Origin of the sequence: Lampropedia puyangensis (assembly GCF_004833285.1) — a bacterium.
GTDB classification, from domain to species: domain Bacteria; phylum Pseudomonadota; class Gammaproteobacteria; order Burkholderiales; family Burkholderiaceae_C; genus Lampropedia; species Lampropedia puyangensis.
The window spans coordinates 20,386-35,658 of record NZ_STFG01000029.1 but is presented as its reverse complement, the minus strand read 5'-3'; the positions used below and the strand labels follow the sequence as shown (position 1 = coordinate 35,658).

General features: G+C 54.9%; 13 protein-coding genes. All 13 read left to right on the top strand.

What is annotated here, in order from left to right; all coding sequences use genetic code 11:
• Nucleotides 1–291: 291 nt before the first annotated feature.
• From mraZ to E9531_RS16070, 13 genes are read left to right on the top strand one after another with little or no spacing between them, the layout of a single operon-like run.
• Entirely contained in the window at nucleotides 292–723 is a 432-nt protein-coding gene (mraZ, locus tag E9531_RS16130) for a division/cell wall cluster transcriptional repressor MraZ (protein WP_136574800.1), read from the top strand.
• Nucleotides 724–734: 11 nt separating this feature from the next.
• Nucleotides 735–1,676 carry a 16S rRNA (cytosine(1402)-N(4))-methyltransferase RsmH gene (gene rsmH, locus E9531_RS16125; protein ID WP_136574799.1) on the top strand — a complete coding sequence of 314 codons (942 nt, stop codon included), beginning with the start codon at nucleotides 735–737 and terminating at the stop codon, nucleotides 1,674–1,676.
• Nucleotides 1,661–2,002, top strand: coding sequence for a cell division protein FtsL (ftsL, locus tag E9531_RS16120; RefSeq protein WP_136574798.1), 342 nt, complete (start codon nucleotides 1,661–1,663; stop codon nucleotides 2,000–2,002). The genes rsmH and ftsL overlap by 16 nt, the downstream gene beginning before the upstream one ends.
• Nucleotides 1,999–3,771: a peptidoglycan D,D-transpeptidase FtsI family protein gene (locus E9531_RS16115; RefSeq protein WP_136574797.1), complete on the top strand. Its 1,773-nt coding sequence runs from the start codon at nucleotides 1,999–2,001 to the stop codon at nucleotides 3,769–3,771. The genes ftsL and E9531_RS16115 overlap by 4 nt, the downstream gene beginning before the upstream one ends.
• A complete protein-coding gene (locus tag E9531_RS16110) occupies nucleotides 3,768–5,345 on the top strand; it encodes a UDP-N-acetylmuramoyl-L-alanyl-D-glutamate--2,6-diaminopimelate ligase (protein WP_136574796.1) in 1,578 nt (525 codons plus the stop codon). The genes E9531_RS16115 and E9531_RS16110 overlap by 4 nt, the downstream gene beginning before the upstream one ends.
• Nucleotides 5,342–6,760: a UDP-N-acetylmuramoyl-tripeptide--D-alanyl-D-alanine ligase gene (locus tag E9531_RS16105; protein WP_244610157.1), complete on the top strand. Its 1,419-nt coding sequence runs from the start codon at nucleotides 5,342–5,344 to the stop codon at nucleotides 6,758–6,760. Before E9531_RS16110 ends, E9531_RS16105 begins: the two co-directional genes overlap by 4 nt.
• Nucleotides 6,757–7,938: a phospho-N-acetylmuramoyl-pentapeptide-transferase gene (gene mraY / locus E9531_RS16100; protein WP_136574795.1), complete on the top strand. Its 1,182-nt coding sequence runs from the start codon at nucleotides 6,757–6,759 to the stop codon at nucleotides 7,936–7,938. The genes E9531_RS16105 and mraY overlap by 4 nt, the downstream gene beginning before the upstream one ends.
• A 4-nt stretch (nucleotides 7,939–7,942) precedes the next feature.
• Complete coding sequence (locus E9531_RS16095; protein WP_136574794.1) at nucleotides 7,943–9,706, top strand: Mur ligase family protein; 1,764 nt, start codon at nucleotides 7,943–7,945, stop codon at nucleotides 9,704–9,706.
• Entirely contained in the window at nucleotides 9,703–10,971 is a 1,269-nt protein-coding gene (gene ftsW / locus E9531_RS16090; RefSeq protein ID WP_136574793.1) for a putative lipid II flippase FtsW, read from the top strand. The genes E9531_RS16095 and ftsW overlap by 4 nt, the downstream gene beginning before the upstream one ends.
• The gene (murG, locus tag E9531_RS16085; protein WP_136574792.1) at nucleotides 10,968–12,041 is read left to right on the top strand and encodes an undecaprenyldiphospho-muramoylpentapeptide beta-N-acetylglucosaminyltransferase; all 1,074 of its coding nucleotides are present in this window, start codon (nucleotides 10,968–10,970) and stop codon (nucleotides 12,039–12,041) included. The genes ftsW and murG overlap by 4 nt, the downstream gene beginning before the upstream one ends.
• Nucleotides 12,038–13,453 (top strand): UDP-N-acetylmuramate--L-alanine ligase, encoded by a 1,416-nt coding sequence (gene murC, locus E9531_RS16080; protein WP_136574791.1) that lies wholly within the window; start codon nucleotides 12,038–12,040, stop codon nucleotides 13,451–13,453. Before murG ends, murC begins: the two co-directional genes overlap by 4 nt.
• The gene (locus E9531_RS16075) at nucleotides 13,450–14,463 is read left to right on the top strand and encodes a D-alanine--D-alanine ligase (RefSeq protein WP_136574790.1); all 1,014 of its coding nucleotides are present in this window, start codon (nucleotides 13,450–13,452) and stop codon (nucleotides 14,461–14,463) included. Before murC ends, E9531_RS16075 begins: the two co-directional genes overlap by 4 nt.
• Nucleotides 14,460–15,251: a cell division protein FtsQ/DivIB gene (locus tag E9531_RS16070; RefSeq protein WP_136574789.1), complete on the top strand. Its 792-nt coding sequence runs from the start codon at nucleotides 14,460–14,462 to the stop codon at nucleotides 15,249–15,251. Before E9531_RS16075 ends, E9531_RS16070 begins: the two co-directional genes overlap by 4 nt.
• Nucleotides 15,252–15,273 lie beyond the last annotated feature (22 nt).

Below are 15,273 nucleotides of genomic sequence, written 5' to 3'. Positions count from 1 at the left end.
TGCTGTGTTGATTTTTAGGCTTTTGCAGAGTCTCCTTAAGCGTGTTTATAGCCTGAAAATCTTTATAAACGACTTGGTGTTTATTCTCTAAGTTGTTAATTTTAAATAAATTTAGCCGCCAAGTTCAGTAATGGGCTTGGCGGCTAACTTATTGATTCCATTGAAAATAATTGTGTTCGTGCTGGTGAGTGGAAAAGAATCCTGATAAAGTGCAATTTAGTGCCATAAAGTGGTAGAACGTGCAATTTTTAGGATGATTTCGGGATTAACGTCTTGTAGGTGCTCTCAGTCATGCTTTTTCAAGGGGTTTCGTCATTGAGTTTGGATGCGAAGGGGCGGCTTTCTGTGCCGACCCGGCATCGTGACGTCCTGACGGGGCAGTTTGAAGGGCGAATGACCGTAACGCGTAATCCTGAAGGGTGTTTGATGGTCTTCCCACGGGCAGAGTGGGAGAAGTACCGTGAAAAAGTGCTCGCATTGCCCGAGTCAGCTAAATGGTGGAAACGGATTCTGGTGGGAAATGCCATGGATGTGGAAATGGACGGCACTGGGCGTGTCTTGATTGCGCCTGAGTTGCGCGAAGCTGCGGCCCTGACCAAGGAGGCCAAGCTGATTGGCATGGGTAATCACTTTGAGTTGTGGGACAAAGTGACGTACGACGAGAAGGAGGCAGCAGCGCTTGCGCAAGGCATGCCCGATGCCCTCAAGGATTTCACATTCTGAGGTCGCCGCGTATGGATCACACAATATTCCAACACACCACTGTTTTGCTGCATGAGGCTGTAGATGCCCTCATGGAGGGCACATCTGTTTTGGCATCTAAGTGCTGGGTGGATGGCACTTTTGGGCGGGGTGGGCATAGCCGCCTCATTCTCTCGCGCATGGCGCCTGACGATACTTTGGTGGTGTTCGATAAAGATCCAGAGGCGATTGCTGTTGCGCAGGCCTTGGGGGATGCGCGCGTGGCTATTCGGCACCAAGGTTTTGCCCATTTGGGTGAATTGGACGAGGCCAGTGTGGATGGCTTGTTGCTGGATCTGGGGGTAAGTTCGCCGCAAATTGATGATGCAAGCCGGGGCTTTAGCTTCCGGATGGACGGTCCATTGGATATGCGTATGGACAGTACCAGAGGGCAGACTGTGGCGCAGTGGTTGGAATTCGCCGAGCTAGGCGAGATTGCGGAGGTGATTCGTGAATACGGGGAAGAACGGTTTGCTGGCGGTATTGCAAAGGCGATTGTTGCTCGCCGACAGGAGCGGGGGCCTATCGTTGGGACCGCAGACCTTGCCGCACTCGTGGCTAGTGCGGTCAAAAGTCGTGAACCGGGGCAGAACCCTGCGACGCGGACATTTCAGGCTTTACGGATTTTCATCAACGCAGAACTTGATGAACTCGAGCAAGCGTTAGAGGCCAGTTTAAAGGTGCTTAGACCAGGCGGGCGTTTGGCGATCATCAGCTTCCACTCCTTGGAAGACCGAATCGTTAAACGTTTTATTGAGCGCCACTCAAAACAGGTGTATGACCGCAAGATGCCGATGGCAGCTGATAAACCATTGCATTTGCGTGCGCAAGGGCGTATTAAACCGAGTGCGCAAGAGGTTGCCAACAATCCGCGTGCGCGTAGCGCCATTATGCGGGTAGCCGAAAGAACGGAGGCGCCATGGTTGTCCGTTTGAATGTAGTGTTGTTGTTGGCTGTGGTGGCGTCAGCATTGGTGTTGGTGCATGTGCGCTATGACTCACGCTTGCTTTACTCGGAGCTGGATCAGCAAGTGCGTATGGCACGTCAATTGGAAACCGAGTCAGATACGTTGAAAGTGGCGGTGCGTGCACAGGCAGCAGCTTCACGCGTAGAGCAGTTTGCGCGCACTGAATTGCACATGGGACCGGCAACTCCGGCAACAACCCGCTATGTGCATGAGCCTGCTGGCCGCAGTGAGCGGCTTGCGGCAGAGCCTCAGCCAGAGGCTCAAGCTGGGCAAGTGCAAGGGGATGCGTCATGACGACTCCGCAGCAGCCTACGAGTCGGCCCGTCGCCTACACAACCAGCCCTTTGCTTGCCAGCAAAGCGCCGGTTGGGCGCAGCCGTTTTGTAGTGCTTGTTTTGGCGGTTGTGTTTTTGGGGATGCTTACGCGAGCAGCCTACGTGCAGGTCTTTGCGAATGATTTCTTTCAACGCCAAGGTGAGGTGCGTTATGCGCGCACGCTGGAGTTGCCTGCCAATCGTGGAAAAATCGTAGACCGAAATGGCTTGATTTTGGCCTCTAGTGTGCCTGCTGCCAGTATTTGGGCGATACCAGAAGATGTGGATCAGGATGATCCTGATGTGCGTAAGAAGCTTGAGCAGTTGGCGCTCTTATTGGGTATGCCATTGCAGGATGTAGTGGCTAGGTTGGCCGATGAGGACAAGACCTTTGTCTGGCTCAAACGCCAGATGGATTGGGATGTGGGGCAGCAAATTGCTGCATTGAAGATTGCGGGTGTTCATCAGCGCAAGGAATACAAACGCCAGTATCCTGAAGGTTCTGCAGCGGCCCACATTGTGGGCTTTACGAATGTGGAAGATCTAGGACAAGAAGGTATTGAGCTGGCTTACAACGAAAAGCTTGGCGGCGTAGCTGGGGCTCACCGGGTCATCCGTAACCGGTTGGGACAGATTGTTGAAAGCGTCGGCGATATGGTTCCGCCAGTTGATGGGGCGGATGTTCAATTGTCTATTGATAGCAAGGTCCAATTTTTTGCAAGCCAAAAGCTTGAGGAGCAAGTGGCATTGCAAAAAGCCAAGGCGGGCAGTGTGGTGGTGTTGGATGCCAAGACGGGGGAGATTTTGGCATTGGCCAATTACCCTACCTATGATCCCGCAGAGCGCAGCCGCCTCACAGGGGAGCAGTTGCGCAATCGTGCGTTGACAGATGTATTTGAGCCTGGTTCGGTGATGAAGCCTTTTACTGTGGCAATGGCTTTGGATGCTGGCTTGGTCACGCCGAAGACGCAAATCAATACGGGTCCTGGCTACATCATGGTGACGGGGTCTCGCCTGTCTGATGTGAAGAACTACGGGACTTTGACGGTCGAAGGCATCATTCAAAAGTCCAGCAACGTTGGCTCGACCAAGCTCGCTGAGCGCATGGAGTCCAGCTATATGTGGGATGTGTACTCGGCCATTGGTTTTGGCGAGCGTCCGCAAATCGGCTTTCCGGGGGTGGCCAGCGGCAGTTTGCGGCCTTGGAAGAACTGGCGTCCGGTTGAAAAGGCGACGATGTCCTATGGCTATGGCTTGTCGGCCAGTTTGCTGCAAATGGCGCGTTCTTACACCGTTTTCGCCAATGACGGTGTTCTCTTGCCTGCGACATTGCTTAAGCAAGACACGCCTCCAACAGGCGTGCAGGTATTCACGCCCAAGACAGCGCGTGCCGTGCAGCACATGTTGCAAATGGCAGCAGCGCCGGGCGGGTCTGGCCAGCGTGCGCAAACGGTCGGCTATTCAGTCGGGGGCAAGTCTGGTACTGCGCGCAAACAAATTGGGCGCAATTATGTGGCCAACAAGTACCGTTCATGGTTTGTTGGAATCGCTCCCATTGAGAATCCGCGCATCATCGTCGCCGTGATGATTGATGAACCTAGTGCGGGGGCATATTACGGTGGCGCAGTGGCTGCGCCTGTATTCAGCCTGGTGGTGCAGCAAACATTGCGTTTGTTGGGGGTTCAGCCAGATATGGATGTGAAGCCACAGATCATCGCTTCGGTGGTGGATGAGGAGGTGTTGCAATGACAGCCATTGAACACTTGAGCAGTGTCCGCGCCGTTCAGGCATGGCTGCAGCAGCATGCGCGCGCAGGCGCTGTGTTGCAAAGTGATAGCCGCAAAGTCCAGCCTGGAGATGTGTTTTTAGCTTGGGCTGGCCATGCGCATGACGGGCGCATGCATATTCCTGCTGCGTTGCAAGCGGGGGCTGCGGCAGTAGTGGTGGATGCCTTGCCAAGCGAATCCGCTGATTTTTACGTTGACGGAGCTGTGCCGCTGGCTTCGTTTAACGGCCTTTACCGTGCTAGCGGCGCTATTGCTTCAGCGTGGTATGGCATGCCCAGCCAGTTGATGGATGTGGTCGCCATTACCGGCACGAATGGAAAAACGACCTGCGCTTGGTGGCTCTCGCATGCATTGTCTGAAGCCTGCAAACTGTGCGGCTATGTTGGTACGCTGGGAATCGGGGTTGGCGATGATGTGCAATTGTCTGGCTTAACCTCACCGGAGGCCTTGCAACTGCAGCATGCTTTGTTTGAGATGCATGAAAACGGCGTGCAAGCATGTGCTGTGGAGGCCTCGTCCATCGGTCTTGATCAAGGCCGTTTAAACGGCCTGTCGATCAATGTGGCAGTGCTGACCAATTTCACCCAAGACCATCTGGATTACCATCACTCCATGCAAGCGTATGGGCAAGCCAAGCGCTTGCTATTTGCTTGGCCCGGTCTTCGTGCTGCGGTGATCAATGTGCAAGACGCGTTTGGCCAAGTGCTGGCACAAGAGCTGTCTGACGAAGGCGCACTCGATCTGTGGAGTGTGGCTGTTCACGCCGAAGGCCTGAGCGAGACACCTGCTCGGTTGCAGGCTAGTAGCGTGCTCTTCGCGCCGGGATTGGCACACTTCGTGGTGACGGAAAACGACCCAGCGGGTCGTCAGCGGCTTGATCAAGTTGAGGTGCAAGCGCCTATCGTTGGGTTGTACAACGTTCAGAATGCGTTGGCTGTCTTGGCTGCGTTGCGTGCGCTTGGCTACCCACTGGTTGATGCTGCAGCTTTGCTTGCACAGGTGCCAGCAGTGGATGGCCGTATGCAAATGGTGCAAGAGCAAGGCAAGCCTTTGGTGGTGGTCGATTACGCGCATACCGCAGATGCCTTGCAGTCTGCATTGACAGCGCTGCGACCCGTGGCACAGCAGCGCGGAGGGCAGCTCACGGTAGTGTTTGGCTGCGGTGGTGACCGTGATAGCAGCAAACGTCCTTTAATGGCTATGGCTGCGGCTCGGCATGCCGACACGTTGTGGATTACCAGTGACAATCCGCGTAGTGAGAATCCCTTGAATATCATTGAGCAAGTCAGCGTTGGTTTAACGCCTGCACAACGGGCTCGCGCCCATATTACTGTCGATCGCGCGCAGGCTATTCAGGACGCAGTGCGTGATGCATCGGCACAGGATGTGATTTTGATTGCCGGTAAAGGGCATGAGGCCTACCAGGAAATCAAGGGCGTGAAGCATCCGTTCTCTGACTTGCAGCAGGCCCAAGATGCGTTAGCGGGTTGGCATGCGATTCAAGCAGTTTCACCTCAGAAAGGGGTATCTGCATGATGATGTCCGTCCAACAAGCATGGCAAATGTTGCAGGATGCAGGGATTGCGCAGAGCCGTTTGAATGGTGATGCAACGATGTCAATCCAGCGCGTGCATACCGATAGCCGCAGCCTTACTGCCGGTGATTTGTTCATTGCGCTGCGTGGAGAACGCTTTGATGCCCATGACTTTTTACCGCAGGTGTACGCGCAGGGCGGCTGCGCTGCGTTGGTAGAGATGGGGCGTGCATTGCCAGGGTTGACCTGCATTGAGGTACCTGACAGCTATGCTGCATTGACTGCACTGGCTAGTCAATGGCGGCAAAGTTTTGCTATCCCTGTCATTGGCGTGACGGGGAGTAACGGCAAAACAACGGTTACCCAAATGGTGGCTGCGATTTTGCAGGCAGCCTTTGGACAAAACAGCCTGGCTACGCAAGGCAATTTGAATAACGAAATTGGGGTGCCGTTGATGGTATTGCGCTTACGTGCGAGCCATCGTGCTGCGGTGTTTGAGATGGGAATGAACCATCCTGGCGAGATTGCGCGTTTGGCTCAAGTGGCACAGCCCACTGTTGCACTGGTCAACAATGCCCAGCGTGAACACCAAGAATTCATGCACACCGTCGAAGCGGTAGCACGAGAAAATGGTGCAGCTTTGCAAGCGTTGCCTGCTGATGGGGTGGCTGTTTTTCCTAGTGATGATGCGTTTGCGCCGGTATGGCAATCCCAAGCGGGAGCTACGCGAGTGGTGCATTTTTCGGGGCAACGCGATGCAGCCGTCCATTTGCTGCGTGCGCAATGGTCTGGCGATGCTGCGGCCTGGAATGCTGAATTTTCTGTTGGTGGTGCCGTTGTGCCATTGCAGATTCATATGCTAGGTCGGCACAACTTGCGCAACGCCATGGCCGCAGCGGCTGCAGCTTATGCAGCAGGCATTTCACACACCGCGATTGCAGAAGGTTTAGGCGCATTTCGTCCTGTCAAAGGCCGTGGTGTGGTGCACAGCATTCTGCATGACGATGGTACACGCCAATTGTTGATTGATGACACCTATAACGCTAACCCAGATTCGGTGCGTGCTGCGATTGATGTATTGGCCGAGTTGACTGCACCACGCTGCCTGATTTTGGGCGATATGGGTGAAGTGGGCGACCAAGGCCCGCAGTTCCATGTGGAAGTTGGTGAATATGCCAAGGCTAAAGGGATTGATGTCTTGTGGACTTTGGGGGAGCAAGCGCAGCATGCAAGTGCCGCATTCGGCGCGGCAGCACAACACTTTGGCACGATGGATGCGTTGTGTGAGGCAGTGCAAAAGCAAGCTCCCTATACCGCGAGCTTGTTGATCAAGGGATCTCGTTTTATGGCGATGGAGCGTGCAGTGCAGCACCTGTTGGATTTAGATGGCTCAGTCTCGGGGAGGGTCATCACATGATGCTCTGGTTGTTCCAATGGTTGATTTCGCTGGACCCTGAACTGTTCGGATTCTTGCGCGCGTTCCAGTATTTGACGTTGCGGGCGGTGATGGGGGCCATGACCGCATTGGTGATCGGCTGGGTTGCGGGCCCCAAAGTGATTCGTTATTTGGTGTCCTTGAAGATTGGGCAGCCAGTGCGTGAATACGGCGTGCAAACCCATTTGGCTAAGAGTGGGACCCCCACGATGGGGGGTGTATTGATCCTGATCGCCATCGCGGTAGCAACCCTGTTGTGGGCAGACTTAGGCAATCGTTTTGTTTGGATCGTGCTGATGGTGACCTTGGGATTTGGGGCCATTGGTTGGGCAGATGATTGGCGAAAAGTCGTCAATAAAGACCCAGAAGGTATGCCTTCGCGCCAAAAATTTTTGTTGCAAACGATCATTGGCTTGGTCGCAGCTTTGTATTTGGCGTTCAGTATTTCAGAAGTGGACAACTGGAGAGTGTTGGCCTTGTTTGCCGATTGGGTGCGCTCAGGCTTTTCTCCCCACTTCCAACTCAATACACAGCTGACAGTGCCATTTTTCAAAAATGTGGCTTACCCACTGGGGGTGTTGGGCTTTGTGATTTTGACGTTTTTGGTCATTGTGGGCTCTTCCAATGCCGTGAACTTCACCGATGGTTTGGACGGCTTGGCCATCATGCCAGTTGTGATGGTCGGCTCGGCCCTCGGCATCTTTGCCTACGTGACTGGCAACGTGGTGTATTCGCGTTATTTGTTGTTCCAGCATATTCCCGGCACAGGAGAGCTACTGGTGTTTTGCGCGGCCATGGCTGGTGCGGGTTTGGCATTTTTGTGGTTCAACGCCTATCCTGCGCAAGTCTTCATGGGCGATGTGGGCGCCTTGGCTTTGGGGGGCGCACTCGGCACCATTGCCGTAATCGTTCGCCAGGAGTTGGTGTTGGCCATCATGGGCGGTATTTTCGTGGCAGAAGCTATTTCCGTCATGCTGCAGGTGACCTGGTTCAAGTACACGCGCCGCCGTTATGGCGAAGGGCGCAGACTGTTTTTGATGGCCCCTTTGCACCACCATTTTGAGAAAAAGGGCTGGCGCGAAACCCAAGTTGTTGTGCGCTTTTGGATCATCACAATGTTCTTGTGTTTGATCGGTCTGTCGACGTTGAAGCTGAGGTAAACGCATGAGTGCCCCTGTTTCATCTCCATTGGTTCTCATCCTCGGACTGGGCATATCCGGTCTGGCGATGGCGCGTTGGTGCGCAAGCCAAGGGATGCGCGTGCGCGTGGCTGATACGCGTACCGAGCCACCGCATGCACATACCCTGCAAAACGAAGTATCAGGCGTGGAGTGTGTTGTGGGACAACCGTTGTCTGCCCAGTTGTTGTGCAGTGCAGTGGGCCATGTCGAAGCCTCTGCGGTGTATTGTTCACCCGGATTGCCTTTGGAGCAGGTTGCGCCTGTTCGTGAGGCGGCAGCTAACGCGGGGGTTTTCTTCGGCGGTGAATTGGACTTGTTCTCGCAAGCCTTGCATCAGCTACAGCAACAGCATGGCTATACACCGCATGTGTTAGCCATCACGGGCACCAATGGCAAAACAACCGTCACATCCTTGACGGGACAACTGCTTAGCCGTGTGGGCATGCGGGTGGCTGTTGCTGGCAATATTGGCCCTTCGTTGCTGGATACGCTGGCGCAGGCCATGGGCGTAGCCAACGCAGCAAAAGCGCAGCAAGATGCGCAAACATCAGAAGCGGCTTCTGAGTCCGTGCCTGTATCACTGAATCCAGATCAGGCAACGGACATGGGAGAACCTGAGCGGTTAGATCCAATGGATGATGGCGTAGAAGAGGTCGCGCAAACGCTAGCCGAGCCTGAGGTGCGCAACGCATTTGTAGATGCGATGCCCCAAGCGTGGGTGTTGGAGCTTTCAAGCTTCCAATTGGAATACTCCACGGGTTTTGAGCCGACAGCGGCGGTGATTCTGAATATCAGTCAAGACCACTTGGATTGGCACGGCAGTGCCCAAGCGTACTTGCAGGCCAAAGCCAAAATTTATGGCAATCGGGCCACGATCGTTTTGAACCGCGATGATGTGGCCACAGTCGCATTTATGCCGCAAGTATTGGCCAAGACCCAAGTGCTTAAAACTGGACGCACAAGCAAGTCTGTTGCCGTGGAGCGTTCGGTCATTCGCTTTGGGTTGGACTTGCCTGAACTCTATGGCGATTGGGGCGTGGAAACCATCAACGGCATGCTGTGGTTGGCTCGCGTTGTGGGCGATGAAAGCCTATCGGTGCAGAAAACTACCCGTGGCCGTAAAGCGCAGGTGCAGGAGCTGTTTATGCAACGGTTGATGCCTGCTGATGCGATGCGTATTCGCGGGCGCCACAATGTCAGCAACGCATTGGCCGCATTGGCTTTGTCCAGCACGACGGGTGCTGGTTTGGCCGCCATGCTGCATGGTTTGCGTGAATACCGGGGTGAACCGCACCGCGTTCAGACCATTGGTGTGGTCGCTGGCGTTGAATACATTGATGACAGCAAAGGCACGAATGTGGGCGCGACGGAAGCCGCTTTACGTGGTTTGGCTGGAACGCGCAAGCTGGTGGTGATTCTCGGTGGTGATGGCAAAGGGCAGGATTTCAGTCCGCTGGCACAACCTGTGCAACAGGCTGCACGCGCTGTGGTGCTGATAGGTCGCGATGCACAACGCATTGCGCAAGCCTTGGCTGCAACAGAGGTGCCGATGGTCTGCGCCGAATCCTTGGAAGCGGCAGTCGAGCAGGCCTCAGCTCTGGCCCATGAAGGGGATGCGGTACTGCTGTCGCCAGCCTGCGCCAGTTTGGACATGTTCAAAAACTATGCCCATCGCGCAGAAGTGTTTACCGAACGCGTACGTGCTTTGGCGTTGGATGCAGGCCATGAGCTGGAGGTGTGGGCATGAGCATGGCAACACCTAACAGAAAGGCTGGTTTGTTGAGCCGTTTCTTGCGCCGCAAGGAAGAGGTGTTGGATCTGCCTGTGCGCTCGGCAGGTTTGGAATACCGCTACAAAACCTCTTCAGCGCCGCCTGCTGTACAGGACATTGACCAGACCTTATTGGGCGTATTGATCGCACTATTGGCCTGGAGTGTGGTGATGGTGTATTCGGCCTCCATTGCGATGGGCGATAACCCGCGCTTTGGTGGCATCAGCAATGAGTTTTTCCTGATCCGTCACGTGATTTCGATTGGGGTTGCCTTTGTTGCTGCTGTTGCAGTGTCGCAGATTCCGATGGATGTCTGGCGTGAGAATGCGATTTGGTTGCTGTTGATCACCATTGGTTTGTTGGTAGCCGTTTTGATTCCCGGGATTGGAACGTCCGTGAATGGTGCGCGGCGTTGGTTGCCTTTGGGGGTCATGAGCTTTCAGCCCTCTGAATTGGCAAAGTTGACGGTGGTGATTTATGCCGCCGACTACATGGTGCGGCGTATGGATGTGCGTGAGAAATTCTTCCGTGCGGTGGTTCCCATTGGTTTGGCAGTTGGCTTGATTGGCTTTTTATTGTTGGCCGAGCCGGATATGGGTGCCTTTGTGGTCATCGCAGTCATTGCCGTTGGTATTTTGTTCTTGGGCGGGGTCAATATTCGCGGCTTTATGCTGATGTTGGTGGTGCTTGGCGTGTCCTTCATGTTCATTATCTGGACATCACCATGGCGCCGTGATCGTATTTTTGCGTATCTCGATCCGTGGTCTGAAGAGCACCGCTTGGGACGAGGCTACCAGCTCACCCATTCGCTTATCGCCATTGGGCGCGGGGAAGTTTCAGGTGTGGGCTTGGGCGGCAGTGTGGAAAAACTCCATTGGCTGCCAGAAGCGCATACCGATTTCATTTTGGCGGTGATTGGTGAAGAGTTTGGCCTGGTTGGCGTCTTGCTGCTGATTGCAGTGTTCTTCTGGCTCACCCGTCGCATCATGGTGATTGGCCGCCAAGCCGTGGCACTAGACCGTATTTTTTCGGGCCTGGTAGCACAAGGTATTGCTTTGTGGATTGGCTTTCAGGCAGTGATCAATATTGGTGTGAATTTGGGCGCCTTGCCTACCAAGGGCTTGACGCTGCCTTTGATGAGTTTTGGTGGTTCAGGCGTTTTGCTCAACCTAGTTGCTATGGCGGTTGTGCTGCGTATCGATTACGAGAACCGCATTTTGATGAGAGGGCGTCAAGTATGAGCCCAACATTGCAAAAAACAGCCCTGATCATGGCCGGCGGAACGGGTGGTCATATTTTTCCAGGCATTGCCGTTGCGCAAGGTCTTGAGCGTGCTGGTTGGCGCGTCGTCTGGCTTGGAGGGGAGGCGGGAATGGAGCGCAAGCTGGTTCCGGCACATGGCTTGAACATGCGGACAGTGGCTTTTTCTGGTGTGCGTGGCAAGGGGCTGAAAACCTTGGCTTTGTTGCCTTGGCGCTTGGCGAGTGCATGGTGGCAGGCGCGGCGTATTGTCAAACAGGAACGCCCACAGGTGGTTTTGGGCTTTGGTGGTTACATCAGTGCACCAGGTGGCTTGGCGGCAGCCAGCTGCGGAGTGCCCTTGTTCTTGCATGAGCAAAATGCGCTGCCTGGCATGGCCAATAAGTTGCTTTCTTATGTTTCGCGTCGCGTTTTTACAGCCTTTCCGGGCGCGCTGCGTCGTGGCCAATGGGTTGGCAACCCGTTGCGCCAAGCGTTTTTAGAACAAGCCTTGCCTGCCGATCGGTTTGCAGGGCGTCAAGGGCCGCTGCGCTTGTTGGTTATTGGTGGCAGTTTGGGGGCGCAAGCACTCAATACCGTGGTGCCGCAAGCGTTGGCTTTAATTCCTGCCGAGCGTAGACCATTGGTTCTGCATCAAAGCGGGGAGAAACAAATGGAGGCGTTGCAAAACCATTATGCAAACGCCCAGGTAGAAGCTCAATTGACTCCTTTTATTGATAACACTGCCCAAGCATACGCTGAGGCCGATATTGTGCTGTGCCGCGCAGGTGCCAGCACCGTGACAGAAATTGCTGCGGTAGGCGCAGCCGCTTGCTTTGTGCCTTTTCCATATGCGGTAGACGACCACCAGACCATGAATGCCGATTATTTGGTTGCCCCGCAAGCGGCGTGGTTGATGCCACAAACACAGTTGACAGCAGAAGCGTTGGCCGCTTTTTTAAGCCAGTTGGATCGGCCAACTTTGCTGGCGCGTGCACAGAAGGCGCAGCATTTAGCCAAAACCGACGCCGTGGACCAAATGGTCGCTGCATGTGAGGAGGTGCTGGCATGAAGCATGCAATCCACCACATTCATTTTGTAGGTATTGGCGGTGCGGGCATGAGCGGCATTGCAGAGGTGCTGCATAACCAAGGCTACACCATTTCGGGCTCTGACTTGCAAGACAGTGCCGTGTTGCGCCGCTTGGCCAGCTTGGGTATCCACACCTTTGTGGGCCACCATGCGGAGCATGTTGCTAGCGCGGATGCCGTGGTCACGTCCACGGCTGTGCAAGCGGACAACCCAGAAGTACAGGCAGCACGTGCGCGCAAAATTCCTGTGGTGCCAAGGGCGACCATGCTGGCGGAGTTGATGCGTGACCGCAAAGGTATTGCCGTGGCTGGAACACACGGTAAAACCACCACCACCAGCTTGGTCACTAGCGTACTTGCTGAAGCAGGCCTGGATCCCACTTTTGTGATTGGCGGACGACTCAACAGTGCTGGTGCGAATGCCAAGCTTGGCTCTGGCGAGTACATCGTGGTGGAAGCGGATGAATCAGATGCATCGTTCTTGAACCTGATGCCGGTGATGGCGATTGTCACCAACATCGATGCCGATCACATGGAAACTTATGGGCACGACATTGAGCGTTTGCGCCAGGCATTTGTGGATTTTCTGCACCGCATGCCTTTTTATGGTGCTGCAGTGATGTGCATTGAGAACGAAGGCGTGCGTGAGGTTCTCTCGCGCGTCAATTGCCCAGTCACTACCTACGGTTTTGCCGAAGGCGCGCAGGTGCGGGCGGTGGATGTGCGTGCAGACAAAGGGCGCATGCACTTTACAGTCAAGCGCAGCAACGGTATCACGCTGCCTGATATGCATGTGACGCTGAATTTGCCGGGTAACCATAACGTGTTGAACGCTTTGGCCGCAATTGCGATTGCAGTCGAATTGGGCATCGAAGATGCTGCTGTTGTGCGTGCCCTGGAGCAATTCAAAGGTGTGGGGCGGCGCTTTCAGCGCCACGGTGAATTGGTTGCTGGCAACGGCAATGGTTTCACTTTGATTGAGGACTATGGTCACCATCCGGTGGAAATGGCCGTGACCTTGGCTGCTGCGCGTGGTGCTTTTGAAGGTCGCCGCTTGGTCGTGGCTTTTCAGCCGCACCGCTATTCGCGCACACGAGATTGCTTTGAAGATTTTGTGCAGGTGCTCGGTACGGCCGATGGGGTATTGCTCACTGAGGTTTATGCCGCAGGTGAGGCGCCCATTGTGGCTGCTGATGGACGCTCGTTGGCACGTGCCATTCGTGTGGCCGGCAAGGTTGAGCCTGTGTTTGTGGAAGACGTTGCGCAGTTGGGCGCCATGCTTGAGAGTTATGTTGAAGATGGGGATGTGGTGATCTTGATGGGTGCAGGGAGTATTGGTGCGCAAGCGGCGCTGCTGGCACAACGTTTGTCTAAAGAGGAGCAGGCAGTATGAATACCGCACTGCAACAACACGGCGCAGTCGCCATTGATGTGAAGGCCTTGGGCAAAGTGGCTGTATTGCTGGGCGGGTTGTCCGCCGAGCGTGAAGTTTCTTTGATGTCGGGACAGGGCGTTTTGCAGGCATTGCGCTCACGCGGGGTTGATGCCCATGCCTTTGATACGGGCAACCGCCCTCTGTGGGACTTGAAAACGGAAGGCTTTGAGCGTTGCTTTATCGCACTGCATGGCCGCGGTGGTGAAGACGGCACCATTCAAGGCTTCTTGGAATTGCTGCAAATTCCTTATACCGGCCCGGGCGTGATGGCTTCGGCCATGGCGATGGATAAGGTGCTTACCAAACGTTTATGGCACGCAGATGGCTTGGCTACCCCTGCATGGGAATTGGTCAATTCACCAGCAGCCGTGGCGGCGGCGCTGACCAAGTTGGGCGAACCCATGATCGTCAAGCCTGCGCGCGAGGGCTCTACCATTGGCTTGACCAAAGTAACCTCACCTGAGCAATGTGAGCACGCCTATACGTTGGCTGCCCAGTACGACGATGAAGTCTTGTGCGAGCAGTTCATTGATGGGCAGGAAACCACCTGCGCGTTGTTGGACGTACAAGGTAGTGCCCGTGCACTGCCTGTGATTCGTATTGTGGCGCCAGGCGGCAACTACGATTTTGAGAACAAGTATTACGGGGATGCTACCCAGTATTTCTGCCCGAGCGGCTTACCAGCAGCATTGGAGAGCACTATTCAACAGATGTGCCTGGACGCTTACCGCTCATTGCACTGCCGAGGTTGGGCACGCGCTGACGTGATGATTCGCCATAGCGATGGCAAGCCGTTCTTATTGGAAATCAATACTTCGCCGGGCATGACCGGACACTCTTTGGTACCCATGGCCGCACGTGCTGCTGGCATGTCGTATGAGGATCTGTGTTTGCACATTTTGGCGGCTGCGCGTTGTGATGGTTCTGCCGTGCCCCATGGGGCAGGCCTGAAGGCAGGTGGCGTATGAGTCAAACCGCACAGCCAGTCGATGTTCGCTTGATGAATGCCACCGCGTCGCTGGCATTCTCAGGCGTGTTCGTGCTGGTGTGTGCGGCTGCGGTGTTGTGGGCTTTGCGTAATCCTGCTTTTGCCATTACCCAGGTGGTGGTGCACGGGGATCCGCAGCACAGCAGTGCAGTGGGTTTGCAGGCCAATGTTTTGCCGCAACTCAAAGGCAACTTGTTTACGTTGGACTTGAATGCCACGCAAAAGGTGTTTGAGCAAATGCCTTGGGTGCGCAAAGCAGAACTGCGCAGGGCGTTTCCCAACACATTGGATGTGCGATTGCAAGAGCACGTGCCTGTGGCGATGTGGGATGGTGATGAGGCTTCGACCATGATCAACACGTTTGGGGAGGTGTTTGAGGCCAACCGTGGTGAAGTGGAGCACGAGATTTTGCCTCGGCTGGCAGGTCCAGATGGGCAGTCGGCATCGGTTTTGGCGATGTACCGTTATTTACTGGAGCAATTACAGGGCAATGCCATGCAGCCGGTGGCGTTGTACCTTACGCCGCGTGGTAATTGGCAGCTGTTTCTCTCGAATGGCGCGCACATGGAGTTAGGGGCTGGAGAACAAGACCAAGTCGGACAGCGCTTGGCAGATTTTTTTACGACATTGCCGCAGGCTTTGGCCCCTTTGGGTGTAAGGCCGCAGGCTTTGGAGTTCGCCGATTTGAGGCATCGGGATGGATACGCCATTCGTTTGCGGGGTGTGGTGACGCAGGCTGCCAATGCAGCACCCGCCGGCAGACGTTGAAGCGGTTCAATGGGTATGAACG